General features: G+C 36.9%; 20 protein-coding genes, 1 tRNA gene and 1 other annotated feature. Of the genes, 4 read left to right on the top strand and 17 right to left on the bottom strand.

What is annotated here, in order from left to right:
- Positions 1–72: 72 nt before the first annotated feature.
- Both FGL89_RS07075 and ccpA read right to left on the bottom strand, forming a co-directional pair.
- A complete protein-coding gene (locus FGL89_RS07075) occupies positions 73–1,944 on the bottom strand; it encodes an acyltransferase family protein (protein ID WP_014974670.1) in 1,872 nt (623 codons plus the stop codon).
- A gap of 128 nt (positions 1,945–2,072) precedes the next feature.
- The gene (ccpA, locus tag FGL89_RS07070) at positions 2,073–3,098 is read right to left on the bottom strand and encodes a catabolite control protein A (RefSeq protein ID WP_014974671.1); all 1,026 of its coding nucleotides are present in this window, start codon (positions 3,096–3,098) and stop codon (positions 2,073–2,075) included.
- 207 nt (positions 3,099–3,305) lie between these two features.
- On the opposite strand from ccpA, the gene FGL89_RS07065 reads away from it, so the two are divergent.
- The gene (locus FGL89_RS07065; protein ID WP_014974672.1) at positions 3,306–4,403 is read left to right on the top strand and encodes a M24 family metallopeptidase; all 1,098 of its coding nucleotides are present in this window, start codon (positions 3,306–3,308) and stop codon (positions 4,401–4,403) included.
- 30 nt (positions 4,404–4,433) lie between these two features.
- Here the strand turns inward: FGL89_RS07065 and FGL89_RS07060 are convergent, their stop codons facing one another.
- The 10 genes from FGL89_RS07060 to FGL89_RS07015 all read right to left on the bottom strand — a co-directional run bounded on the left by FGL89_RS07060 (position 4,434) and on the right by FGL89_RS07015 (position 11,395).
- Entirely contained in the window at positions 4,434–5,165 is a 732-nt protein-coding gene (locus FGL89_RS07060) for a CPBP family intramembrane glutamic endopeptidase (protein WP_041773225.1), read from the bottom strand.
- Between the two features lie 2 nt (positions 5,166–5,167).
- Positions 5,168–5,398, bottom strand: a complete 231-nt coding sequence (locus tag FGL89_RS07055; protein WP_014974674.1) for a hypothetical protein — start codon at positions 5,396–5,398, stop codon at positions 5,168–5,170.
- Complete coding sequence (locus tag FGL89_RS07050) at positions 5,385–6,215, bottom strand: Cof-type HAD-IIB family hydrolase (RefSeq protein WP_014974675.1); 831 nt, start codon at positions 6,213–6,215, stop codon at positions 5,385–5,387. Before FGL89_RS07050 ends, FGL89_RS07055 begins: the two co-directional genes overlap by 14 nt.
- 43 nt (positions 6,216–6,258) lie before the next feature.
- On the bottom strand, positions 6,259–6,714 hold the full coding sequence (locus FGL89_RS07045) for a SprT family protein (protein WP_014974676.1): 456 nt from the start codon (positions 6,712–6,714) through the stop codon (positions 6,259–6,261).
- Between the two features lie 59 nt (positions 6,715–6,773).
- Positions 6,774–7,022, bottom strand: a complete 249-nt coding sequence (locus FGL89_RS07040; protein ID WP_014974677.1) for an acyl carrier protein — start codon at positions 7,020–7,022, stop codon at positions 6,774–6,776.
- A 51-nt stretch (positions 7,023–7,073) separates the two neighbouring features.
- Positions 7,074–8,120 carry a phosphate acyltransferase PlsX gene (plsX, locus tag FGL89_RS07035; RefSeq protein WP_014974678.1) on the bottom strand — a complete coding sequence of 349 codons (1,047 nt, stop codon included), beginning with the start codon at positions 8,118–8,120 and terminating at the stop codon, positions 7,074–7,076.
- 127 nt (positions 8,121–8,247) lie between these two features.
- Positions 8,248–9,633, bottom strand: a complete 1,386-nt coding sequence (locus tag FGL89_RS07030; RefSeq protein ID WP_014974679.1) for an amino acid permease — start codon at positions 9,631–9,633, stop codon at positions 8,248–8,250.
- 69 nt (positions 9,634–9,702) lie between these two features.
- Positions 9,703–9,926: a binding site (T-box leader), on the bottom strand.
- A 171-nt stretch (positions 9,927–10,097) separates the two neighbouring features.
- Positions 10,098–10,171, bottom strand: a tRNA-Lys gene (locus FGL89_RS07025).
- Between the two features lie 163 nt (positions 10,172–10,334).
- Complete coding sequence (gene rpoE / locus FGL89_RS07020; protein ID WP_014974680.1) at positions 10,335–10,919, bottom strand: DNA-directed RNA polymerase subunit delta; 585 nt, start codon at positions 10,917–10,919, stop codon at positions 10,335–10,337.
- A gap of 26 nt (positions 10,920–10,945) precedes the next feature.
- Positions 10,946–11,395 carry a YwiB family protein gene (locus FGL89_RS07015; RefSeq protein WP_014974681.1) on the bottom strand — a complete coding sequence of 150 codons (450 nt, stop codon included), beginning with the start codon at positions 11,393–11,395 and terminating at the stop codon, positions 10,946–10,948.
- 1,359 nt (positions 11,396–12,754) lie between these two features.
- Between FGL89_RS07015 and FGL89_RS07005 the strand changes: the two genes are divergently transcribed.
- Complete coding sequence (locus FGL89_RS07005; RefSeq protein WP_014974682.1) at positions 12,755–14,110, top strand: HD domain-containing protein; 1,356 nt, start codon at positions 12,755–12,757, stop codon at positions 14,108–14,110.
- Between the two features lie 69 nt (positions 14,111–14,179).
- Here FGL89_RS07005 and FGL89_RS07000 read toward each other — a convergent pair whose 3' ends face one another.
- The 3 genes from FGL89_RS07000 to FGL89_RS06990 form a co-directional block, all read right to left on the bottom strand.
- On the bottom strand, positions 14,180–16,540 hold the full coding sequence (locus FGL89_RS07000) for a Xaa-Pro dipeptidyl-peptidase (protein ID WP_014974683.1): 2,361 nt from the start codon (positions 16,538–16,540) through the stop codon (positions 14,180–14,182).
- A gap of 176 nt (positions 16,541–16,716) precedes the next feature.
- The gene (locus FGL89_RS06995) at positions 16,717–17,988 is read right to left on the bottom strand and encodes an MFS transporter (RefSeq protein WP_014974684.1); all 1,272 of its coding nucleotides are present in this window, start codon (positions 17,986–17,988) and stop codon (positions 16,717–16,719) included.
- 259 nt (positions 17,989–18,247) lie between these two features.
- Positions 18,248–20,779, bottom strand: coding sequence for a M1 family metallopeptidase (locus tag FGL89_RS06990; RefSeq protein WP_014974685.1), 2,532 nt, complete (start codon positions 20,777–20,779; stop codon positions 18,248–18,250).
- 168 nt (positions 20,780–20,947) lie between these two features.
- On the opposite strand from FGL89_RS06990, the gene FGL89_RS06985 reads away from it, so the two are divergent.
- The gene (locus tag FGL89_RS06985; RefSeq protein WP_147000476.1) at positions 20,948–23,029 is read left to right on the top strand and encodes a cation:proton antiporter; all 2,082 of its coding nucleotides are present in this window, start codon (positions 20,948–20,950) and stop codon (positions 23,027–23,029) included.
- Positions 23,030–23,066: 37 nt separating this feature from the next.
- Here the strand turns inward: FGL89_RS06985 and miaA are convergent, their stop codons facing one another.
- Positions 23,067–23,957, bottom strand: coding sequence for a tRNA (adenosine(37)-N6)-dimethylallyltransferase MiaA (miaA, locus tag FGL89_RS06980; protein WP_014974687.1), 891 nt, complete (start codon positions 23,955–23,957; stop codon positions 23,067–23,069).
- Positions 23,941–24,705, bottom strand: a complete 765-nt coding sequence (locus FGL89_RS06975) for a glycerophosphodiester phosphodiesterase family protein (protein ID WP_014974688.1) — start codon at positions 24,703–24,705, stop codon at positions 23,941–23,943. The genes miaA and FGL89_RS06975 overlap by 17 nt, the downstream gene beginning before the upstream one ends.
- 87 nt (positions 24,706–24,792) lie before the next feature.
- Between FGL89_RS06975 and FGL89_RS06970 the strand changes: the two genes are divergently transcribed.
- Positions 24,793–24,975, top strand: coding sequence for a DUF3042 family protein (locus FGL89_RS06970; RefSeq protein ID WP_014974689.1), 183 nt, complete (start codon positions 24,793–24,795; stop codon positions 24,973–24,975).
- Positions 24,976–24,991 lie beyond the last annotated feature (16 nt).

Here is a 24,991-nt window from a genome sequence, read left to right as displayed (position 1 = left end):
ATTAAATACATCTATTTTACAAGTTATTTTCTGTCTCAATGGCTCTAAAATAAAAAAACATCCGAAGATGTTTTATTTAATATGATTAACTTCGGCAGTTTTCTCAATCAATAACCGAACATAATTAAAATCCCCAATCTGCCCTTGGTGAACGCCGTCATCAGCTAACCAATTTGTATTTTTCTTGGCTAAGCTATACCAATCAATCACATGTAGATTTTTATAATCTTTTTGCGCCGCTTCTAACATTTGATTATTACTATTTTGCCATGGTTTACTTTGAACAAAATTATTCATCCAATAAACTTGTCTTTTCTTCCCAATACTTTTCATCATCAAATCTAAATCATGACGTTTGATATCGCCATTCGTCCCTAACCCCATTAAAACATTAGCGGCTAACTTATCATTCTGAGCCATATCTGCAACAATATCTGTTGCTTGGTAGGCTTGCCGACCAACTTCTGCATCAACATGAATTTTGGGATTACTATCTTGTAAATAAGGTCCAGCATCTAACATGACCGAATCCCCAATTGCAGTAAATGACATGGCCTTAAAAGCTAGATATTGTGTTGGCTTAACGTGATAATCAGAGACAATCTTTTGGTCTTCTTTTGATAATTTTTGAGAAACACCCATCTTTTTCTCATGCTTAGACGCTTTTTCTTCCTGATCAGCTAATTTATTGCGCTTATCAACTTCAGTGATATTCTTCGTTAATTTTTGTTGTAACTGAGTTGGTGGTTGTGGTAGCCCAGCGCGTTTATCAGTTAAACCAAAAGCAATAAACAAAAGGAACACAGTGATTGGCGTAGTTACTATGAAAAAGCGATTACGTGATCGCAGCAACCAGTCATTCACTTGGTGCCACTGTACGCCGTAACGAAAAACATTTTCAATGTAACGATAACTCAGCTCACTGACCAGAAAAACAAGAACTACTTCTATGACCATATGAAATAGTGTTGGTTGATAGTGTGGTATGAACTTTTCATAAAAAATAAAGATTGGTAATTGATATAAATAAATACTATATGATCGTGTGCCTAAATAATTCAACACCTTTTGATCTAGTAGTTTAGAATACCACGACGCTGGATGAGCTGTAACAGCGACAAGCACCGCCACATCCAAAGTAAATAAATACATCAATCCCTTGTAGGTTGCAGCTGCCTGCCCGTTCAAAAAAATCATCCCAACAACCATCATGATAAATGCACCAGTACCAATAGCATTCAAATAACGACGTATTTCTTTTTTAGGATATTGAGCCAATCGCATTGAAGGCCAAACAAAAGCTAGTGCCGCACCTATTACAATCGCAAATATTCGTGTATCTGTACCATAATACACACGATTAATTGCTGAAGAATGGTATAAAATCCCCATCAAAAGTGCACTAATAATTGAAATAATAAGCAAAGTAAGTGAAATATGGTACTTTTTCAAGTTCTTTTTGAGTAAAAACCACACAATAAAGGGCCAAATAAAATAGAATTGACCTTCAATGGCTAACGACCACAGATGTGTAAACGGTGACTCCCCAGCAAACTGTTGAAAATAAGATTGCCCATTATTAATAGCCCAAAAATTATAAGTATAAGTGACATTAGTCAAAATAATATAACGTAAATTATACATTAACTCTTTATCAAATAATAATATAACCGCTGTTGTAATCAACAGCATAACAATTAAAGCAGGATATAAACGCTTTAATCGCCGTTTATAAAATTGCAAGGGTGCAATTCCACCTGTACGATCATATTCCTGAATTAACAAGTCTGTGATTAAGTATCCCGAAATCACAAAAAAAAGTGGTACACCCAACCAACCACCGAAAATTTTTGTTGGCATTAAATGAAATAAGAGAATACCAATAACTGCTAACGCGCGAAGCCCGTCAAACCCAGTAATGTAACGTTTTGTTTTATTTTTCATGATTTAGTATCCATAAATCCCCAATAGTTAATATTTACTTTACCATCAAAATAAAAAAGTAAACTACACATTATAGTCTACTTTCATTAACAAATTATGTCAATCATTTCAATAACATTTCAATTAGTTTACTGTATGACGTGGTTCGGATTAATTGTGGTACCTCGTCGTTCTAAGGAATGTGGTAATTGTACTTGTGTTTCTTCAATTACCTCATTATTCATGAGTTTCGTTAACATACGCATGGCAACTGCTCCAATATCATACTTAGGTTGCCCAATTGATGTCAATTGTGGACGCGTAATAATCGTAAACTTCGTGTCGTTAGCTGTAATAATTTCGAAATCCTCGGGTATCCGTTTGCCGTGTTCTCGCATGTAATTCATAATACCAAGCGCAATTTCATCATCATATGTCACAGCTGCTGAAGCCTCAGCCAAAAACAGTTTCTCAGCTATTTGTAACCCTGAAGCATAATCTTGATGTGCCGAAAATAATAGGCTCTCATCAAATTCCAGTCCTGCTTCTTCTAAGGCTGCCTTGTACCCCACTAATCGGTGTAAACGGTTAATCGCATGTGTCATGGGTCCAGTAACCAGTGCCACACGAGTATGACCATTTTTGATAATTGCTTCAGTTGCTTCCTTCACAGCGTCAATATAATTAATATTGACACTTGGTAATTTACCTGCTTCATCGACTGAACCAGCCAATACTACAGGCGCATCAACACCAATAATGGTATTAATTATTTCATTATCCAACTCATTACCCATAAAAATAATGCCATCGACTTGTTTACTGGCCAAATTATTCACAGCCATGGTTTCACGTACTGGATCTTCATCCGTATTTGTAAGTAAAACATCATAGTGATACATATTGGCAACATCGTCAATACCACGAGCTAATTCCGAGTAGTACATATCTGTCACATCTGGCATGACGACACCAATTGTCGTCGTTTTCTTTGATGCCAAGCCACGGGCTACAGCGTTAGGATGATAACCTAACTCTTCAATAGCATCTAACACCTTACGTTTCGTTGATTCACGAACATTGCTATTCCCATTAACGACACGTGATACTGTTGCTAACGAAACACCGACACGATTAGCGACATCATAAATTGTTGCTGAGCTTTTTTTTTGCATGATTTGACCTTCTTTTATTGATTTTATCGTTAAAAAACAATTCTAATATTAATATACCTCCATTCATTATAGCAAATAAAACAAGAATTGCAAACGCTTACAACGCTATTTTTACAAGTTTTCATCGTATTTTCTTTTTGTTACAAGAAAAGACACATCCTAGTCAAAGTGATAGAATATGATTAACAAACAGAACGGAGTAATTTTATGAATACAGAAAAAATTGCAGCTCTTACAACTTGGCTCGAAACATCCTCACTTAGTGGCGCTATTTTGACAAATTTCCACGATATTGCCTATTTATCTGGATTTGAATCTGATCCCATCGAGCGTGTGCTGGCTTTGGTCATTGTAACAGATAACGTCCCATTTATATTTGGTCCAGCGTTGGAAGTTAATAGCATAAAAGAAAGTGGTTGGCATTACCCTGCTTTTGGTTATGAAGATCAAGAAAACCCTTGGGAAATACTCACACAACATATTAAAGCGCATACTAATGGCAAACATTTCGCCATTGAGGGCGATAATTTAACGGTTACACGGTTACGCGAGCTAAAAAAGGCTTTTCCTGAAGCAACCTTTGATGCAGATGTGACGGATCAAATCAATCACTTACGTTTGATAAAGACGCCTGCTGAAATCAAACATATGCTGGCAGCCGGTCGGGACGCTGATCGTGCATTTAATTTTGGTTTCGAAGCGTTAGCTGAAAATGTTTCTGAACTCGAAATTGTAGTAGAGTTGGAATATCAATTAAAAAAGACTGGTGTACCAGCCATGAGTTTTGATACTTTACTTCAGTTTGGTGATCACGCGGCTGATCCACATGGTTCAACATCAACACGTCGCCTCAAGTCTGGTGAGCTAGCCTTATTTGATCTAGGGACTATCACCGAAGGTTATGCTTCTGATGCCACTCGAACTGTAGCATTTGGGAATGTTAGCGATAAAGCAAAAGAAATACATGCGGTCACACTAGAAGCACAGCACACAGCACAGGACAAAGCTAAAATTGGTATGACAGCTAGTGATTTAGATGCAGTAGCTCGTGATGTCATTACTAAAGCCGGTTACGGCGAATACTTCTCACATCGTCTAGGACATGGTTTAGGTACTTCAGTTCACGAATTCCCTTCAATTATGGCTGGCAATAATCTTGAATTACAGGAAGGCATGGTCTTTTCCATTGAACCAGGTATTTACATACCCGGCGTTGCTGGTGTTCGCATTGAAGATTCGGGTTATATGAGCAAGAATGGGTTCGTATCTTTCACGGAAACGCCAAAAGATTTATTACAATTTTAGTAAAAAACCAAGCCCTATCAGCTTGGTTTTTTATATCCTTGATAAAGCTAAAAACAATAGCGGTATCATAGATATCAAATTATTTAAAAAATGAATCATTATGTTACTTTGGATATCTCCAGTTTTCTTATAAACATAAGCTAACACCATGCCCATGCTCATATAAATCATAAAAGCTAATAAATCAGCAATATTTGTTGATAGATTCATTGTATGTGGTACGGCAAATAAAAAACCTGACAAAATAATACTTGCCCACCACCATGATTGGCGAAAAAAATAATTAATAACTAATCCACGAAAAATTAGTTCTTCAACAACGGGTGCTAAAAGCACCCCATAAATCATTGTACCAATCATAGCAACATTGATGTGCTTAGTTAATGCCTCAATAGCCGCCTGATTTTCAGTCGTTGATGTACCTGTTATTGCGACACGCAAATTATTAATTACCCCTTGAACAACCATCATCAAAATAAACATGCCAATAATGTACCAAATGTGTCGCCAATTTCGAATATCGATTCTGTGAAAAATAGGTTGATTGGCTGTTTTTTTAAGCAGACGATAGGCGTAATAGCCAACAGCGCTATATGCAATAATCATTACAATAATGCTCAGTACCTGTTGCCAGATCACATTAACAGCAGACGCCACAGCGATAAATATCGGTGCCAGCATTAATAGCAAGACAATAATTATAAAATTTAATATCCGATTTCCTAATTTTTTTGGGGTTGGCTCTCCTATTAAATCAAGCAAATTCATTCATCCTCTTCATTAGTCAAATTCTGTTTACGCTGTTGCCAAAATAACCAAACATAACTTATATTGACAGCTATTAATAAAATAACAACCACGGTAACTGTGATGCCTAAGTGCCAGTTTTGATAATAAGCAAGTAAAAATATACCCACAAAAACTATAAAAATTATCATGCTAACAATGACACGAGCTAAAATATATTTCATCACAAATTGTTTACTTTCCGACATAGTTTTCAATGAAATCAGCAACCGCTGCTTCATTGTTTGTTGTATTCAGTATGACATCAGCTATTGCTTTAATTTCTGGTTTAGCATTTGCCACTGCTACACCGACACCAGCAGCTTTTATTTGTGCCGCATCATTGAGACTATCACCAAGAGCTGCCGTTTCGTCACGAGAAATACCCAAGATACGCGCTAATTCTAAGCCAGTACTCCCTTTATCAACACCCTTCGGATTGAATTCAACATAACGATCAGAACTAAATGTAAGCAACACATCATCACCAACATTATCAGTCACAACTTCCCCAATTCTTTCACGAACAGATGGTTCATGATGTTCAAATATAACTTTCATAATTGGTGCTTCGTCTTTCAAAAACGACAAATCATCACTATCTAATTCAGTATAAGGTACATGGCGATCTTGCATGTATTGTTTATCAGCTGGTGAAATATTGTAAATGAATAGCTTATCCAGCGTATAAATATGTGTATCAACGTCTGACTGGACTTGACCTAGCGTAAATATTTTTTCAGCCAACTCTAAAGTCATACCATGTTGTGCAATGATTTTTTCGCCACCGTCTGGTTCAATGGCTGCAATAGCACCACCATTATAAGAAACAACATATTGTGTTGCCTTATTCAAACCAAGTTCATTCAAAGTACCAAAAACAGATTTATATGAACGCCCAGTATTTGGGACGAAATATCCCCCATTATTAACAAAAGCTTGTACTGCAGTAATATTTTTCTTGTTAATTGAACCATTATCATTTAATAATGTTTCATCGAGGTCGGATAGGATCAATTGAATCATGAGCTTCTCACTTTCATTTTACCTATCATTATACCTGAAGAGACTACACTTGACTAGCTTCCCCCAATAAATGTACCCGTGTTTGACATCGCGCACAACGATAGTTATCAACGTTGAAACGTCGATGACGAATGATTTGATGCCCATTATCACAAGCATATAGCCAGGTATGCTTAGTTTTTGAACCTGATGCAGCTAAGCGCGGTGCAAAACGGATTCCGTTAACTTGCCTGAGTGCTTTTTTAAAATCTGCATCTTTATGCTGATATCCCATATGTCTTAAATGTAAATGATAATGTACCAACTCATGTTTTATAATGCCCTCAAACTCAGGCAAGTCAGTCATTTTAGGATTGAATTCAAGATTGTGGGTTTCAAGCAAATATCGACCACCTGTTGTACGTAAGCGTTTGTTAAAACTTGCTATATGTTGAAAATCTTGCCCAAAATAATCAATAGAGACTCGTGACACTATGCTTTGTAGTTGTTCCTGATTCATTATCAACCACATCCTATATCTAATAAAAAACGAACTGTTTCAGTTCGCTGGATAAAACATCAATTCTGATGTTCAAAAATATAATCAACATTTTGCTGTAATGTTACTAAGTTCTCTGCATCTTCATCAGAGATTTCAACATTAAACATGTCTTCAACTTCTAAAACTAATTCAACAAAGTCAATTGAATCAGCATCAATATCCGACAAAAGATTTAAATCAGGTGTAATCGCTTCACGTTTTACATTAAAACGGGTCGCAATCTCATCAGCCATCATATGATAGATCGCTTCTTTTTCCATAGCCATTGCTAATATCTCCATCTATTTAAAAAATATCTGTGCTTAGTATAACACAAATCAATCATTTGTTTGTTCACTCAATGCATCATTCCCTGCACGTAGCTCTTCGGTGTGCGCATTAATATATTGTTGAATGTCTGGTATTAATTGTGTATCTACCATGATTTTTATTTGTCCCATTGTGTTAGCCACAGCCGTCGCTTTAGCAGAACCATGTGTCTTAACAACAGGCGCTTTAGTGCCCAAAATAACGGCACCACCAGCTTCATTATAATCTAGTTTCTTTTGCACTTCCTTAAAAGCAGGCTTGAGCAAGGCCCCACCTATTTTGCCACGTAAACCAGCTGCCAAAATAGATTGCTTGATTTGCTTGAGCATCATTAATGCCGTACCTTCAGTTGCTTTCAATGCAGCATTACCTGAAAAACCATCAGCGACAACGACATCGGCTGTGCCATCAAGTAAATCACGTGCTTCAATATTACCAAGGAAGTTAAAAGAAGGTGAATTCTTCATCAGTTGGTGAGCTGTTTTATGAACTTCATCCCCTTTGTCTTCTTCTGCACCATTGTTCAATAAACGCACACTTGGTTCATCTATCTTTAAGACATGCGATGCATAAAAACTACCAAGAATACCATATTGATAAAGGTGTACAGGCTTGCTATCTGCATTAGCCCCTAGATCCATGAAAACAAAGTGATCATATTTACCACCAAAACTTGGTAAAGCCGTAGCCAAAGCAGGCCGGTCAACACCTTTAATACGACCAACTAGGAAGATAGCGCTCGATAAGAGTGCACCGGTATTGCCAGCACTAAATAGTGCATCAGCCCGGCCTGCTTTAACTGCCATTGCTGCACGTACCATTGATGAATCTTTTTTCCGGCGCATAGCTTTAACTGGTTCATCACCCATAGCAATGACTTCAGTTGTTGGTATAAGCTCAATACGTTCCCAATTCTGAATTAAAGGTTTGACTTCACCTTCGGTACCATATAGTTGGAATTCAATATCTTTATAACGATCACGGGCAATTTCAACACCTTTAATTATTTCAAATGGCGCAAAATCCCCTCCCATTGCATCTATTGCTATTTTCATGATTTTATCATCCAGATATGCATGTGCGCTTTATACAAACGTTTTACTATGGCTCTGAATACCTTTCTTTTCAAATTATCTTTGTTTATTTTATCATTTCTTTAATGATTCTGCTAAAATATGGTATTTAATTAGTAGATCGGCTTCTATGTGTCATGAAAAAAATAATAGACATCACAACTAAAAATATGAATCCAATAAGTAATGGCACACGTGTATCTGTGTTAATCACCATGTAGACTAACGTAACTAATAGCATGAGTATAGCAAAGTAGTTAGTAAACGGGGCAAATGGCATCTTAAACGGATGCTCAGCCATATGCGCTTTATTTTCGCGTCGAAATTTAATTTGGCTCCACAAGATGACAAACCATGGCACCATACCAGGCAAAGTACTAGCAGAATAGACAAGCACAAAAATATTGGCGCTACCATGCCAAAATAATGGTAACAAGGCATTTAAAATAATTCCTAAGAATATGCCACCTGAAATAGCTAACACTGGTAAGGTAGGCACACGATGCTTTGATAACTTTAGAAACTTGGGTGAAATTTCCTTACTTAAAGCTAACGTATAAAGCATTCGACTCGAACTAAACATCCCTGAATTCAAAGCAGAAATTGCAGCTGTCATCATCACAAAGTTAATAATACCGGCTGCTGCAGTTATCCCCACACGTGAAAATGTTTCCACAAAAGGTGACCCAACTTGATCTAACTGATTCCATGGATAAATCGTGATAATAACAAAGATAGCACCAATATAGAAAATTAATATACGTGCAACAATCGACTTGATTGCTGCGACAATCGCATGCTTGGGGTTTGCTGTTTCTCCGGCTGTTATCCCAATAATTTCAATACCTTGGTACGATGTGATCACAATAGATAAAGCAAACATGAAGCCTTTAAATCCACCAGCAAAGAATGCGCCATGCGTCCACAAATTTGAGAAACCAACAGGCTGCCAACCGTTGCCAAAGCCAAGCAAAATCACCATAAATCCTAAAATGATCATCAACACAATCGTAACCACTTTAATCATTGAGAACCAGGTCTCAAGATTCCCATAGGCCTTAACCGTACTCAAATTGGCTAATGTTAGCGTTGCTAACACCACAATGCCAGTTACCCAACCAGGAATGTTAGGGAACCAGTAATCAAGGTACATGCCCACGGCTATCGTCTCAGAGACCCCAACTGTTAACCACTGAAACACATTCGCCCATACCGTCAGGTAACCGGCTAAAGGATGAATATATTTTGTCGCATAATTGGCAAAAGAGCCAACAGCTGGATCAACATACAACATTTCTCCCAACGCACGCATGACTAAATACAAAATTATACCAGCAAGTGCATAGGCTAAAATGACAGATACGCCAGTCCATCTAATAGTTGAAGAAGCCCCCATAAATAATCCAACACCAATGGTCCCACCTAAGGCGATCATTTGCATTTGATTAGATGACAAATCACGATTTAATTCTCTATTATTGTGTTTCTCCGTCATAGTAGTAAATCCTCCACGTTTATAACCAAAAATAAAAAGCTGTAAAAAAAGCACTCCTAGAAACTATTCTCTAGGGGCGCTTTTGCGCGGTACCAACCCAATTTTAAGTATGACTCAGCATACCGCTTAACAATAATTAGGTTAACGACCAATTACACCGACAATAATTTCAGCTTCCGCCTACTCATATTATGCTTTAACGGTAGTTTTCATAAAAATGTATCATCACTCTCACCAACCATGATGTCTCTTAAATACATAAATTTACTACTTGTCCGCCTCAACGCTAGTACCAATGATACTATGATTTTGTTCTTTTTGCAAATATCGCTTATTAGCCAGCAACCGTTTATGAACAATACTGAAACTATCTTAACGACAATAAAAAAACAGGTATTACCAAGTTGAACTTGATAATACCTGTTTAATGGAATATCCCAAAGGTCTCCTGATTGTTAAATCAGTGCTCCCTCTCGGACTCGAACCGAGGACCTTGGGATTAAAAATCCCCTACTCTAACCAACTGAGTTAAAGGAGCAAACATGCCGTAGCACATTTATATATATTACAGACATTTGTTAAAAAATGCAACCCTTTTTGAAAGTTTTTTTAATTACGTTTTTAATAACACTGACAAATGTTGATATAATAAGCTTTTTTACAAAAAAGAAAACGCTGTATCAGCAGCGTTTTCTAAATCATTACTTTTCAATATCACCGTCACTCAAATCATCAAGATCATTTGTGCCAGACAATTCTGTCAAATTATCATCAATTGATTCATCATCGCCAACTTTAACGTCATTTTCATCTTCATCATCGTCAACTTCAACTTCAGAATCAGTCGTATCATGATCAACTGATTCTTCTTCAACTTCTCCGAAGTCTTCATCTTCAGGATCATCATCATTATAGTCAATAACATCATCATCAGCTGCTGAATCAGCAAAGACATTAACCTTTTTAACAGACTTCTTACGCTTTGGTATCACATCTTCATCATCAATTTCATGAATCGATTCATCGATGGCATCAACTGGATACCATGCACGTAATCCCCATTCATTATTTCCTAAAGAAATAAATGAACCATCTGTGTTCAAATCAGTATAAAATTGTGAGAGGCGTTCTTTAAACGTCTCTGAATCAATGCCTAAAAATTCTTGAATTTCTTGAACTAATGAGCTAAATGGCATAACAGCTTTATTTTCTTCCAAGATTGCAGATGCAATTTCAACCAACGCTAATTCTTCTTTTGGGTGATTGCCAAATTGTGTAAGTGCCATAGTTGCACGTCCTTTCGAGTTTCTAACTAATTAAGTTTACTAGATATTTGATTAAATTGCAACCGAATCCTATATTCTCCAGCAATAATATCATTTGCATAAAGTTCATAATCAATATCAACTGTGCCCGAGTACGCTGTGGGGGCCATATTAACTCGCATGGCTGTTGTATGCGTCTCTAAGTTCATTTGACCAATAGTTGTTTCATAATGTGCCGGTAGGCGTTTCTCATGTGCAAAAGCTAACTTAGTTAAACTATCGCCACTACGATTTAATCGAACATGTTCTTTTTCAATTTTAAATAACACATTGGTAGGATTTTGCCCATCAATTAATTCAGTATAACGCAAGAATATAGTCTGATTTTTAACAATTAATTCTCCGACTGTATCAAATGTGAAAGTTTCTGACTCATTGTCTTGCGTAATCGTTGTTTTTAATTTAATGTCAACATCATTTTTTGTGGTTAACGTCATAGTTTTTCCCTTAAATCACGTATCCTTTAATTGTCAATGAGACAATAGTCATAATATATAGTGAAAAATATCATAATAATTATCTAAAATCGAAGCCAATATTATTGTAATTCTACAAATTAAATGGCTTTTTATTATTATTTCCTTTAATAATATATTATAACTTATTTTTCTTTTTTCAGTGCCTTTATATGCGTTAGAATACTTTTGATACACAATGCGAACCCAGTACAATATATTGCGCTTTATTGTGAATATATTCCTTAAATTCTGAGTCAATTTATCATCTACTTTCATAATGTTCGTCGGTAATATTATATGATGAAATGCTTATTGAAATAGAAGCGTCTGCTAAATTTTTTGGAAAATAAAAAAGCCAAACCAGATAACCTAGTTTGACTTTTGTTTGTATTATCATAAATATGTAACTCTATCAGCATATATTTATAATAAAATAAAAAGCCTAACAGGCTTCTTGATAAAAACTTCTATACATTACAAAACTAAATTTATTGATTAACTAAACTAACTTAATATTTTTGAGGTTGAAGATCTCTCTGTATCATTCAACATATATCAAATATGATATTAAAACCAGTAACTAATAATTTGACAAGTATTCTGCTAGACTGTTGAGTACACTCTCTGTTGTGCTCAATAAATTAATTATAGCACATATCTTAAATAATTGCTTGTTTTTCGCAAAATATTTAATAACCTGTCCAGTTTACCATTTATAGATACTACTTTTCAAAGTGGCTCAATGTCATACTTTGAAGCCACTAATCTTCTGTGTTCATACTTTACCTCCCGCGGTTATTACGTCAGTCCGTTCTGCCATGAGTTAGGTATAAAAAATGAACAGTTTAGCGACATATTCAGGTCGTGTTATGTAAGTCATCCCACATCATTGGTTAGTGAGAATGATTTTTGTGCAAACAAATCAACTATTAAGACGCTATCTATCGTAAACTATTAGCTGACTATCTCTCCATCAACAGTTAGAACATACCAAGTTCCTGATTTATATTTCACAAAATTCCTGCACTCATCTAAGTATGTCGAGTAAGAATTACTTTCACCCCAGACGTCATACCCCATTGAATAAATTTCATCTCAATCATTTGAAACAGCTTTAACTAACTTTTCCATAGTAGAAAACATTGGGTTCTGTCTTTTATTTGTCAAAATTGGATATAATACCCCAAATGAAACATCTGATTTTTTGATAACCAGTAGGCTGTTTTTTTGCTTTTATTCAACTTTTTATTTATTTTTTCTCCCAATAACAAGGCCATTTTACATCCTCCTTTCATTAATCATTTGGGTTATAATATAAGAAAGACAAAAAGGCAGCTTATGTTTACAGAAAAATTAGCAAAAGAAAAAGTTTTACGTGATCCTATTCACAACTTTATTCATGTACAGGATCACATCATACTCGATTTAATTAACACCACCGAGTTTCAACGATTACGTCGCGTTCAGCAACTTGGTATTACTGGCGCCGTTTTTCATGGTGCTGAACACTCACGTTTTGGTCACTCAGTTGGTGCTTACGAAATTGCCAGACGTATTACAGAATATTTTGAACAATATTATCGCTCAAAATCACCAAATGACGGCCTTTGGCAACCTGAAGAACGCCTACTAACGCTAGTCGCTGCTTTATTACACGATATTGGTCATGGGGCATTTTCACATACTTTTGAGCATTTATTTGGTACTGATCATGAGGCCATTACACGCGAGATTATTGTTGGTGATACAGAAATTAATCAAGTGCTTTCCCAAGTATCACTAGATTTTCCAAATAAAGTAGCTAGCGTCATTGCAAAAACTTACGAAAATCCGCAAGTTGTTCAACTGATTTCTAGTCAGTTAGATGTAGATCGTATGGATTACCTCTTGCGAGACGCCTATTTCACAGGAACAAAATACGGAGAATTTGATATTGATCGTATTTTACGTACAATGCGCCCAACAGCTAACGGTATCGCTTTTGACATTGGTGGCATGCATGCCGTTGAAGATTATGTTGTCAGTCGCTACCAGATGTATTTACAAGTCTATTTCCACCCGGTATCACGTGGTATGGAGGTTTTGTTAGAGCATCTATTACACAGAGCACATGAGCTATTTACAGCAAGCGATACACATGAAAAAGATTTTGTGGGACCACTACTAACCCCCTTATTTAACGATCAACCATTAACTGTTCACGATTACTTACAAATTGATGATCACGTGTTCATGACATATATTTCGATGTGGCGAAGCCATCCTGATCCCATACTATCAGACCTTTCTCGAAGATTTTTAGACCGCTGGCCATTGAAATCAATCGTTATTAACGATGAGACAGCACCACTGCTAGAAGATCTTGAACAATTAGTTGATATTGCAGGCTACAATCCAAAGTACTATACAGCGCGTAATGATGCTTTTGATTTACCTTATGACGACTACAAACCAAATGTCGCTAAACCACGTACGCAAATTGACTTCGTATTAGGTGATGGTACCCATCGTGAATTATCAGAATTATCACCACTAGTTGCGGCAATTAAGGGTCAAGTATCTTTTGATAACCGATTCTATTTTCCAAAAGAAATGCTCAATATTGAGCCTGATGAATTATTTGCCGATACATTTAAGACATTCCGTAGTTACATTCATAATAATGCATTAACAACACCTAATCCAGAGAGTTAAAAAAGCTAATGACTAGTCATTAGCTTTTTTAATCATAAATTATATCCCACTCAGTAGTCACAGTGACACCTATTTTATCGGTAACATGAGACTACTATGTGCAAGATCAATCGTATAAGTAATCGCCTGATTTCCTCGGATTGTCATTTCAAAGTCAGTAGCATATATAATAACGCCTAGCTGATGACTGGCACGAAGTCGGTACATCGTAGGCTGTAATGTTAATTTAACTGACACGTATTCATCAGCCAACAAGTCATCATTTTGCCAAGCACTATGCCGATTCTGCAAATTAATATGACCAATACTAATCATCTTGTACTGTCCTTTTTGACTTTCAAATTCTTGCAAAGGTGTCTTAGCAAAATTCATACCACGATCAATAGCTACATTCTGGCGAGTCAAATTAGGTTTCAAGTAATTATCCAGACCATAATCAACTAGCATGACACTAATAAGACCTACATTTTGTGACGATTTCACACGCAAATTAAGTATGGTCTCTCCATCAATAAACTGTGACTGAGATAAAGTCTCACATTTAAAATGAAGCTGTGTATTTGCTAATGCCGGTGCTTGCTTTAAAGTTTGCTCACGCCACTGATTAAAATTCTTTGTATATTGCTTAAAAAGCCCTTCCGGTAAGCCATCGGTAAACGATAAGATACCTTTTGTTGGTTCAGAAACTAGTTGATTGGCTGTGAAATGATAAGTCTTTTCATGGGAGTTGTCCCCCCAATCTGTTAATTTATGCCAAGTTTGGACTTGTGTATTATCTTGCCATGTGACTGTTGGTAGGATATTTGTCGCGCCAACATCAACACCTAAAAGTTTCTCTGTGAACCATAAATTCATTTGATCAGCAAAATCTAATGATGCATTATCATTAATATTAATATGCTGTCCTTGGTGCAAAATCAGTTTGTTATGATGACCATTATCACGTAAAGCTTGCCATAAACGATACACTTGTCGCGGCTTGACATTCCAATCATTTAAACCATGAACTGAAACAATATCGATGTTAATTTGATTCGTGTGATTTAAATAATTGCGCGAATCCCAGTAGGCATTATAATTACCTGTTTGACGATCTTGAAGTTGTGTAGTATTTTCTTGAAATAACTGCCACTGCTTTTTGTTCCGAAGCCAATCAGCAGGGTCTTTCATACGACTAAAAACTAATTCCGCTAAAACATCCATATCTTCTCCAGGAAAACCTCCTGGTGCAATAACTAACCCGTTATCACGATAGTACTGATACCAATCTGAAATAGCAGCTTCAGAAATAATCGTTTGTAATCCTTTAACCCCAGTTGTGGCAACTGCTGTAGCCAAGGTGCCTAAATAAGATCTTCCCGTCATCGCTATTTTATGATTTGACCAATTTGCTTTAATTGCAATTTGGCTCGTTCGATCTGTGAAAGCAACACGATCACCGGCTAGCCATTCTACGACATTTTTCATCGATTCAACCTGCATTGGCGAGCCAGTATCTTGCATACCATCAGAATGACGCGTGCCCACACCAGAAGCATAGGCCACAGCATATCCACGAGATAGGAAATAATTATTTAAGTCCCAGGCTTTTCCAGCTAAATCAACAAAAGTTTTCGTGGCTTTTGTTGATTGCCCGCTGACAACTCGAGGTTTTATGTCGCTCGTCAGTTCTTCATTATTGTTAGCCACATCCCCTGTGACATGGCTAACCGCTTTATGAGTTAACGGTTGATTAACCGAATGTATTTTAGCGTCGTTTTCTTGCACCATCATCCCTTGATAATAAGGCGAAGCAGTAAATAAAACTGGTAATTTTTCCGTTGCGTTCGGTCTTTGGATATCAACTTGGATTAAGTCTAGTCGCCCATCTCCATCTGAATCAACAGTTGTTTCAACCCAAACTGTTTCTTGAATTAAATATTTGGTATCATATGTCACCATGGATTTGCCATTGAATAACAAACGTTGATTATTAGCTTCAAAGTAACCATGACTAGATAAATCATCAATCCACAAAAGGCCATTTTTAGTATGGGTATTTAATAATACATACCAAGCATGATAAATATCAGAAACGGCCACCGTTTCTAAACCAATTTTTTCAAACAATTTTTTTCCGTCATAATTATTGACAGCTAATTCTGCTTCAAAACCAAGTAACTGAGCCGCAATCGTATAAAAAATATGTCTATCCAGTATGCCTTCTTGTTCAAAAAAAGTTAATACATCAGTTTCTGATGTTGCAAGATGTTCACGTAACCACTCGTTTTCAGCGGCCACACCATGATATGTCACCAAAGCCCGTCTTATTAGTTTTTCGAATATATTCTGATCAGACCAATTATCATGATAGAACCCAATTGTTTTTAATTCTGATATTTCTGTTGCTTTATCCACATTTAGTTGAGCGTATTGTTGTATTTTTGTCATTTTTTACACCTTTTTTAATTAATGACATTATACAATAAAAATACATCCCCATAATATATCTCATTTTTTGATAGCAATGATTCTAGAGTTGGCTAAGTTTATAGGCATATAAAAAACCAATTAGTTTATCTGACAAATAGATATACTAATTGGTTTCATGACGTTTAATTAATATTTCAATGTTGGTAGCTACTTGTTCCTAATTTTTTAAAATCAGGAATAGTTAACATGAATAGCAAGCTAACCACATACATTGCTGCCAAACTCATCATAACTGCACCAACACTATAGTTATCCATAATCCAACCAATAACTACTGAAGAAAAAGCACCAATCGCTCTTCCCGAGCCCATAAGGGTATTAGCTGCCGTAGCTCTAATTTCTGAGGGGTATAAACGGCTAATAACTGCTCCAAAACCACCGTACATACCATTAGAGAAGAAACCGACAACTGCACCTAATATAGTTAACGTCCACATATTATAGGCGAAAGTGAAAGCATATATCATTAATGCAGAAGCAACTAAGAAAATTGCAAATGCCTGGCGCGGTCCAATTTTGTCTAAAATTGTTCCAAATGTCAGCATACCAATAGCCATTCCCATGATAATTGGTATCATGCCCAAGTTGACATATCCAGCTGTTACAGTTGAAGTAATCCCCAATTGTTTACGCATAATTGTTGGCAACCAATTCATCAAACCATAATAACCAGATGTTTGGATGGTTAGCATAATAATCAAAACAAGTGACGTATAAGCACGCTTGGGCGTATTAGCAATGAATTTAAAGCTGAATTTCTTCTTCCCAGACTTATAATCTGCCTGCAACTGCTCAAAAGCTGGTGTTTCTTTCAAATGACGACGCACAATGTAAACGACAATCAAAGGTAAGAAGCCAATCATGAATAGTCCACGCCAACCAAAAGATGGCATAATGAGTGTTGCTAAAATGGCTGCCAGAATAGCACCTACTTGTCCACCAATGGCCGTAATAGAGCTCACCCTGCCGACTCGGTTGGCCTTAAAACTCTCAGCAATCAGCGCCATACTAACACCATACTCACCACCAGTTCCCATACCAAGTAAGAAACGTGACCCATAAATCGTGTATGCATTATCTAAAAATGCCAAGATTACAGTGGCAAACGTAACTAACATAATGGTATACGACAAAACGCGTACACGACCAATGCGGTCTGCCAAAATACCAAATAGTACACTCCCTAATAGTGCACCCCAGTTAGACATTGCAGCAATGATACCACCTTGTGCGCCACTGATGTGTAACTCAGCAATCATTGGTGCTAAAGCAAATGATAAGAAAGTCGCATCCATATGATCTAAGGTAAACCCTAGTGTCGTCGAACCCAAAACAACTTTTTGTTCCTGGGTTAACTTTTTGGATACGGCATCCTCTGCTGTATTACTGACCTGACTTATTGCCATTATATTCTCCTTCAAAATGATCGCTCACCGGCAATCTTTATTTTGTCTGTTAAATATTAAACCATACATAATCAAAAAACACAATTAAACGTTTAACATTATAATTAAAAATTGATAATAGGAATCTCGCTTAACTCAATTAAAATATCTAAACACTTCATACGCCTATCATTATTACACTCAAAACATTTTTTCAAATACAATTTTTTATTCTCTTTCATAAAAAGAGCACCCGATCATCATCAGGTGTTCTTTTGGCTCAGTTATTTTCAATGATAGCCGCATTAACTGCTGCCTTTTCAGCTGCAATTAGCGCCACACGAGTACTAATTACGCGTGTATCCATCGTAATTTCACGTGTCAGTCCTGGCTGATTAATCTTAGGTTCAAAGAATGTTTTGAACTCCTCCAATCGTGTTGCTGTCTTCAAAATACCAGCAACCACAGTAATATAAGTTGTGAATTCCATGTCTCCGCCAACCTTAGATTCAAGCCATCCCCACTCCTGACGCAACCAATCCCAAGCGATTTGCTCACCCTGTGCATTTCTCAAGACGCTACCAAACCAACCACGTAGGTCTTGCGGTTTAATCACATCAGCATCTTCAAATTTTGCTACTAACTCTGTCATGAATTTTAAATTCTTGGTGCTGGTAATGGCACCACGTAAATCTTGTTTATAGCTAGCATCTGAACTAGTAATATACTCAGATAAAAGGTGGCTAAGTAGATCATCACGACCAAAATTTTGTACTTCATTACGTAAAACAAAAGGTCTCGTGTCTGCCGGCAAGGTGAGTAAGTTCTGTGCATGCGCTTTAAAAATAGCATGTCCTTGAGCAATTGCAGTAGTATTTTCAGCATATAATGCAGCAGAAATAATATAAGGACGTGTCAGTTGATCATCAGCAGTTTCATTTTCTTTAGCCTGCCAACCCAAACGTTCAAACTGTTGGTCACTCAGTTTGCCATAAAATTGCTTCAGTGCTTGCTCATCCTCACTATCAGGCAATACAAACTGGCGTAGATTTCCCGCGACACGATAAAGTGCGTCATTTACGATTGTGGCCGAACTATGAGCAAATCGCAATAATAACGGTACGATATCCGCATAAGAAATTTGACTACCATCAGCCAACAAACGTAAATCTTGCAAAATCTGTAACTGTGAAATAGCCTCTAATTGATCGACCTCAGTTAAAATGTCACGTAATAAGGTGTCATCATAATGCAAAATAACATGTGAATCGTTACCGACATTGACACGAAATGGTTCCCCTGCAGTTGCACGCAAAACATCATAATCACCCAATGACAAAGTTTTTTCTGTCAAAATAGTAGGTGCGTTATCATAATTACTATTCAATGGTACCTGCCACTGACGGTCAACGTCCTGACCTTCTCCAATAAAGAACTGTTGCTGTGATAGTGTTAATTGACCATCAACAACTGCAACATGAATGACGGGGTAGCCCGGTTGTTCCAACCATGAATGCATAATAGCTGACACATCTTTACCAGATGATTCGCCCAATGCTTGCCACAAATCCGATCCAGTCGCATTATGATATTGATGTGCCACAAAATAGTTTTTTAACCCTTCACGAAGGGCTTCATCCCCGATTAAAGCACGCACCATCACTAACATACGAGCGCCTTTAGCATAGACAATAGCAGAATCAAATAACGAGTCAATTTCAGCCGGATGGTTGACTTCAACATGAACTGATTGTACGCCGTCCGTTGCATCGCGACGCAATGCAGCAGGAACATCATTCGTTTGGAATGTTTCCCAAATATGCCAATCTGGTTGAAGCGCGTCAATCGCAACATATTCCATCATGTTAGCAAAACTTTCATTTAGCCACAAATCATCCCACCATTTCATTGTAACCAAATCTCCGAACCATTGGTGTGCTAACTCATGAGCAATCACAGTGGCAACAACTTGTTTCATTTGTAATGATGTATTATCCGGATCGAGTAACAAGTAAGCTTCACGATACGTTACCAATCCCCAATTTTCCATAGCGCCAGCTGAAAAATCAGGTAATGCTAACTGGTTAGATTGTGACAATGGATACGGCGTTTGGTAGAAATCTTCGAAAAATTCAATCGAACGTTTCGCAATATCTAAAGCAAAATCTAGCGTTTTATCTTCATGGGCTTTGGTTGCATAAACACCAATATTAACACCGCTTGTTGTTTTTGTTTGCTTGCTTTGTAGATCCCCAAACGCAAAAGCAACTAAGTAGGTTGACATACGTAAAGTGGTGTCAAAATAATGGATGCCATTTTCAACATGATTTTCTGGCATATTGGCTAATATGGTTTCGCCAGATTCTTCGTCAAATTTAATTGCTAGATCAAATGTTGCTTTGGCTTCTGGTTCATCAATACTAGGAAAAGCTTGACGGGCAAAGTTTGTTTCAAATTGTGTGCCAATCAGTTGTTTCTTTTCACCATTCACTTCGTAATATGATGGATAAATCCCCATCATTGTATCTGTTAGTGGTGCAGAATAAGTGATTGTTAGTGTAATTTTCCCTGTCTCAGGTAAGTCGATGTTAAGCGCATCGATGTCATTATTTAGTGTAAAAGGCACATCAACATCGTTTACTTTAACCGCACTGACTTTCAAATCTTTTTGATGTATTGCAATCTGATTAGTTTTCGCAGTTCCGGTGATACTTGTTTTCCCACTAAAAATTTTGTTCTGACGATTAATATCCAAATAGATATTGTAATGATCAGGTTGAAATTTTTTATACAATCGTTCAAATTCTGCCATGGTGACTCCTTTTTAATGCTAGAATAATTTCATTATACACTTTTGTCCGATTACACGGTATCAACATACAATGGAAAACGGCGTTTGTTATAATTATCCTATGTTGTTGTTTTAAACGACTGAATCAATCTTAAAACTGCGATTAATCATTTGACGAGGGGAAATAACGTGACTATTTTATATACTTTGGCATTACTATTAATTGGTGTTATTGGTACCAACATCATTCAACCTTTTTTACCTAAAATTCCAGAAACATTTATTCTAATCATTGTTGGTATCTGTTTGTCCTTTACCCCGACATTTAAAAATTTTGAACTAGAGCCTGAATTTTTTATGCTTATGGTTATTGCCCCACTAATGTTTTTGGATGGTCAAAGGCAATCTTTTAAAAAAATAAGAGAACGATTTAAAGTTATTTTTTTACTTTCTGTTGTTTTGGCGATTGGTTCAGCAGCAGCCGTTGGCATCATTGCAAATCGCATCGAAGTTGCATGGACTTTCCCTTTAGCGATTACTTTGGCCGCTATCGTGGTCCCAACTGACGCTGTCGCTGTTAAATCTCTCACGTCTGGTACTTCGATGCCAAAAGGCGTAAACGAAGCATTAGAACTCGAATCTTTATTTAATGATGCCACTGGATTAGTGATGTTAGACCTCGCGCTATCCGTTCTAGAAAAAGGCTCGTTTTCTATTTTTAGTGGCTTACAACATTTTCTATTCGTTGCTATCGGTGGTGTTATTATTGGTATCATCAGTGGTTTTGCGCTTGTTTGGCTTCGAACAACGTTAAATTTCCGAGCCAGCGATCCTGAAACAACAATTCTACCAATCGGCCTATTAACCCCTTTTGCTGTCTATTTACTTGCTGAATTCTTTAACACATCCGGTATTTTGGCTGTAGTGGCAACAGGTATTGTTCATAATTGGGAATCAAGTAAGTTACGATTAACATCTACTCGTGTGCAATTAACACAGTCAGCCGTTTGGCATACTATTTCTAATATATTAAACAGCATCGTGTTCCTCATTCTAGGTATCTCGCTGCGATCCGTCTGGCATGAAGTAACGAATATTGGCATTCGGTTGTCACTACAATTAGTTGTCTTAGCACTTTTAATTTACCTCACAATGTTCATCGTCCGCTTCCTGTGGGCAAAAAACGCAGATGATCGAGATACAACAGCTTTCTTTGGTGATCGAAGTGACAAGCATCATACTTTAAATGCGCGTCTTTTTGCCATTAGTGGTGTGCATGGCACGGTGACGCTAGCAATGGCTTTCTCACTACCAACTCAAATTGGGGGTCAAAATTTCCCTTATCGAGAAGAACTCATTATTGTCGCCACACTTGTTATCTTAATTAGTATGTTAATTAGTGCTGTTTTGCTTCCTATCCTATTACCATCAAAAACCCAGTCATTTACGGATAACGAACTTAATCATACACGCGATCAAATGGTCGATTACGCCATATTACAAATACATCAAAATATTAATGATCATGATGTTCGTGAAAAATTAACAGAACAATTACAATCTCAAAAAGGCTTTATACGAATCAATGACAGACAAGAAATGCTCAAGAATTATCAAGACTTACTCTCCCAAACAAAAACATTTGTTTTAACATATCTTAATAGTGATCAAGTCAATAATCACTACACTCGTCCGGTCATTGATACTTATCAAAAAATAATTAATCGTCTCTATCCTGCCGCTCATCCACATAATCCAAAGGCCATGTTACAATCTGCTAAACAACGGTTCCAAAATCAATATAAACATACGAAGTTGTACCATCAGAACAAAAAACTGATAAAAAGGCAGAAAATGCTATTACAGGAAAATTGGCTATCCCAAAATGAAAACCAGCGACAAGATTGGCTAAATACCAGAGATGAACTGCTGGAACTAAATTATGATGTGATTGAGGCAGTAGATGCTTACTTAGATGATACTTTAAGCCAACGACTTGATGACCAGTATACCGATAATCAGTATATCGATTACGTCCGCCATGAAATAAATCATTATTTTTCTATCATTAAACGTGATTACAAAAAAGATAAACCAGATATTGATAATGGTTTTTATATGCAAGCATTCCAATCAGAATATAATTTCGTCCAACAAGCACTCATGGATAATCGAATTTCTGATACTATGGCTAACATTTTATATAGTGAAATTAATCAAGCACAAACTTTACAACTACAACAAATACGCCAATTACAATCTCTGAATTAACTAAAAAATCAACGCAGCATGCTGCGTTGATTTTTTCTTACAACCACTTTTTAAGCAGATTCGTTAACTCATCTTGTGCTGTTTCCCCTTGCACCCATATCAAACCAGGTATTTGATGACGGAGGTAGGTTAATTGCCGTTTCGCATAGCGTCTTGAATCTTGCTGCAATTGCGTAATGGCTTCTGACAATGACACATGTCCTTGTAAATATGGGAAAAATTCTTTATAGCCAATCGCTTTTCCAGCCTGCAATGATTCACCGCCTGCTGTAAGAATCTTACGCACTTCGTCCAAGATCCCGTCATCAATCATGTCTTGCGCACGTGCATTAATGCGTTGATATAACACTTCGCGCGGCCAGTCAATACCAATCACACAGGCATCATATTGTGGCCGTTGAATGGGCTTATCGTGCTGACCATGACGTGAAATTTCAATCGCACGTATGACCCGTTGTTTGTTGTGCAAATCTACTCGTTGAGACAAATCTTCATCGCGTAACTTTAGCTCATCTACAAGCACCGCTAATGGTTGCTGTTTTAACATGTCAACTTCGTGAGGATCACTCGCAACAAAATCGAGCACCTGCTCGCCTAATAACGCTTTGACATAAAAGCCAGTCCCACCAGCAATAATTGGTAACTTTCCTCGTGACACAATATCTGCAATGATTTGATCGGCTAATTTCACAAATTCAGCGACGGAAAAACTCGCCGTCATATCTAAGATATCAATCAAATGATGTGGCACCATCTGTTGCTCTACCAAACTAATCTTCGCTGTGCCAATATCCAAATGGCGATAAACTTGTAAAGCATCTGCGGAGATAATCTCACCATTAAATTGCTGTGCCATCGCAATAGCTAAATCACTCTTTCCAGAAGCTGTTGGCCCAGCAATCACTAATATTTTAGGTTTGTTTGTCATTGTCATCCCCTTGTATTTCTGCACGAATTTTTGTTGCTAAAGCGACTTGATTAGTAATAATTCCTTGTAACCCCGCTTTAAAAATGCGACGCATATCCGCTTCATCATCTACTGTCCAAGTCCGCATATGATTCTTTGCCCGCCAAAAAATAGTCGGTTTCTGTTTTAAAATACGAATATCAGCATGAATATAGTCAAAAACACCTCGTATTTTTAACCAATATACTTTTGGTGTTGCCCAAAAAACCAGTGCAGCAATATCAGCATTTGGACTTAAAAGGCGAATTTTTTTCAAAGTTGTTAAATTAAAGCTTTGATATATCACACGATACTTTGGTTGAAAGCTAGCAACCATATCCAATACTTCTTGTTCAATACCGGGATAATCAACGTGATCCGTCTTTATTTCCAACAATAATGTTTGCTCAAAACCAATATCACGCAAAAAATTTAAAAATTCAATAAATGTTGGAATTCTTACGCCTTGCATGATTGGTTCTTTATAACTGCCCGCATCTAATGCCTTAATTTCAGCCAAAGTTAAATCTTTAACATACCCAGTGCCATCAGTTGTGCGATCTACTTTTTCATCATGAATAACAACCAAGTGCCCATCTTTTGTACGATGAACATCCATTTCCAACATATCTGGCCGATAAGCAAGGGCCGCCTGGAATGCCGGTATTGTATTTTCTGGTGCCACTATGCGGTAACCACGATGAGCGACAATATTTGTTTTCATTTTCATAACTTAATTATACTAAATTCATTTACAAATATACTAAAATAGTTGATAATAGACTTTAGAGAAACTTAAGAAAAGGAAAACAATATTATGAACTCATTTAAAACAGGTGTATTTGTTGGCGTTCTTAGTTCAGTAGCAGTAGCAGCCGCGGCAGCACTTAGCTACCACCAAACAGTTATCAAGCCAGCTGAAGAAGCGGAAGAACATCATGAAGAAGTGTCAAAGCAGGCTATCCGTCGTAGCGTTTCAGCGCACCAATCACGTTACTAAAATTTTAATAATAACA

The sequence above is a fragment of the Leuconostoc carnosum genome (genome assembly GCF_007954525.1).
GTDB classification, from domain to species: domain Bacteria; phylum Bacillota; class Bacilli; order Lactobacillales; family Lactobacillaceae; genus Leuconostoc; species Leuconostoc carnosum.
This window is presented reverse-complemented; position numbering and strand designations above follow the sequence as displayed.

Excerpts from the sequence above, each read along its gene's own strand:
- FGL89_RS07075 (WP_014974670.1), bottom strand. The coding sequence starts at position 1,944 with ATGAAAAATAAAACAAAACGTTACATTACTGGGTTTGACGGGCTTCGC.
- ccpA (WP_014974671.1), bottom strand. The coding sequence starts at position 3,098 with ATGCAAAAAAAAAGCTCAGCAACAATTTATGATGTCGCTAATCGTGTC.
- FGL89_RS07065 (WP_014974672.1), top strand. The coding sequence starts at position 3,306 with ATGAATACAGAAAAAATTGCAGCTCTTACAACTTGGCTCGAAACATCC.
- FGL89_RS07055 (WP_014974674.1), bottom strand. The coding sequence starts at position 5,398 with ATGTCGGAAAGTAAACAATTTGTGATGAAATATATTTTAGCTCGTGTC.
- FGL89_RS07050 (WP_014974675.1), bottom strand. The coding sequence starts at position 6,215 with ATGATTCAATTGATCCTATCCGACCTCGATGAAACATTATTAAATGAT.
- FGL89_RS07045 (WP_014974676.1), bottom strand. The coding sequence starts at position 6,714 with ATGAATCAGGAACAACTACAAAGCATAGTGTCACGAGTCTCTATTGAT.
- FGL89_RS07040 (WP_014974677.1), bottom strand. The coding sequence starts at position 7,022 with ATGGCTATGGAAAAAGAAGCGATCTATCATATGATGGCTGATGAGATT.
- plsX (WP_014974678.1), bottom strand. The coding sequence starts at position 8,120 with ATGAAAATAGCAATAGATGCAATGGGAGGGGATTTTGCGCCATTTGAA.
- FGL89_RS07030 (WP_014974679.1), bottom strand. The coding sequence starts at position 9,633 with ATGACGGAGAAACACAATAATAGAGAATTAAATCGTGATTTGTCATCT.
- rpoE (WP_014974680.1), bottom strand. The coding sequence starts at position 10,919 with ATGGCACTTACACAATTTGGCAATCACCCAAAAGAAGAATTAGCGTTG.
- FGL89_RS07015 (WP_014974681.1), bottom strand. The coding sequence starts at position 11,395 with ATGACGTTAACCACAAAAAATGATGTTGACATTAAATTAAAAACAACG.
- FGL89_RS07005 (WP_014974682.1), top strand. The coding sequence starts at position 12,755 with ATGTTTACAGAAAAATTAGCAAAAGAAAAAGTTTTACGTGATCCTATT.
- FGL89_RS07000 (WP_014974683.1), bottom strand. The coding sequence starts at position 16,540 with ATGACAAAAATACAACAATACGCTCAACTAAATGTGGATAAAGCAACA.
- FGL89_RS06995 (WP_014974684.1), bottom strand. The coding sequence starts at position 17,988 with ATGGCAATAAGTCAGGTCAGTAATACAGCAGAGGATGCCGTATCCAAA.
- FGL89_RS06990 (WP_014974685.1), bottom strand. The coding sequence starts at position 20,779 with ATGGCAGAATTTGAACGATTGTATAAAAAATTTCAACCTGATCATTAC.
- miaA (WP_014974687.1), bottom strand. The coding sequence starts at position 23,957 with ATGACAAACAAACCTAAAATATTAGTGATTGCTGGGCCAACAGCTTCT.
- FGL89_RS06975 (WP_014974688.1), bottom strand. The coding sequence starts at position 24,705 with ATGAAAATGAAAACAAATATTGTCGCTCATCGTGGTTACCGCATAGTG.
- FGL89_RS06970 (WP_014974689.1), top strand. The coding sequence starts at position 24,793 with ATGAACTCATTTAAAACAGGTGTATTTGTTGGCGTTCTTAGTTCAGTA.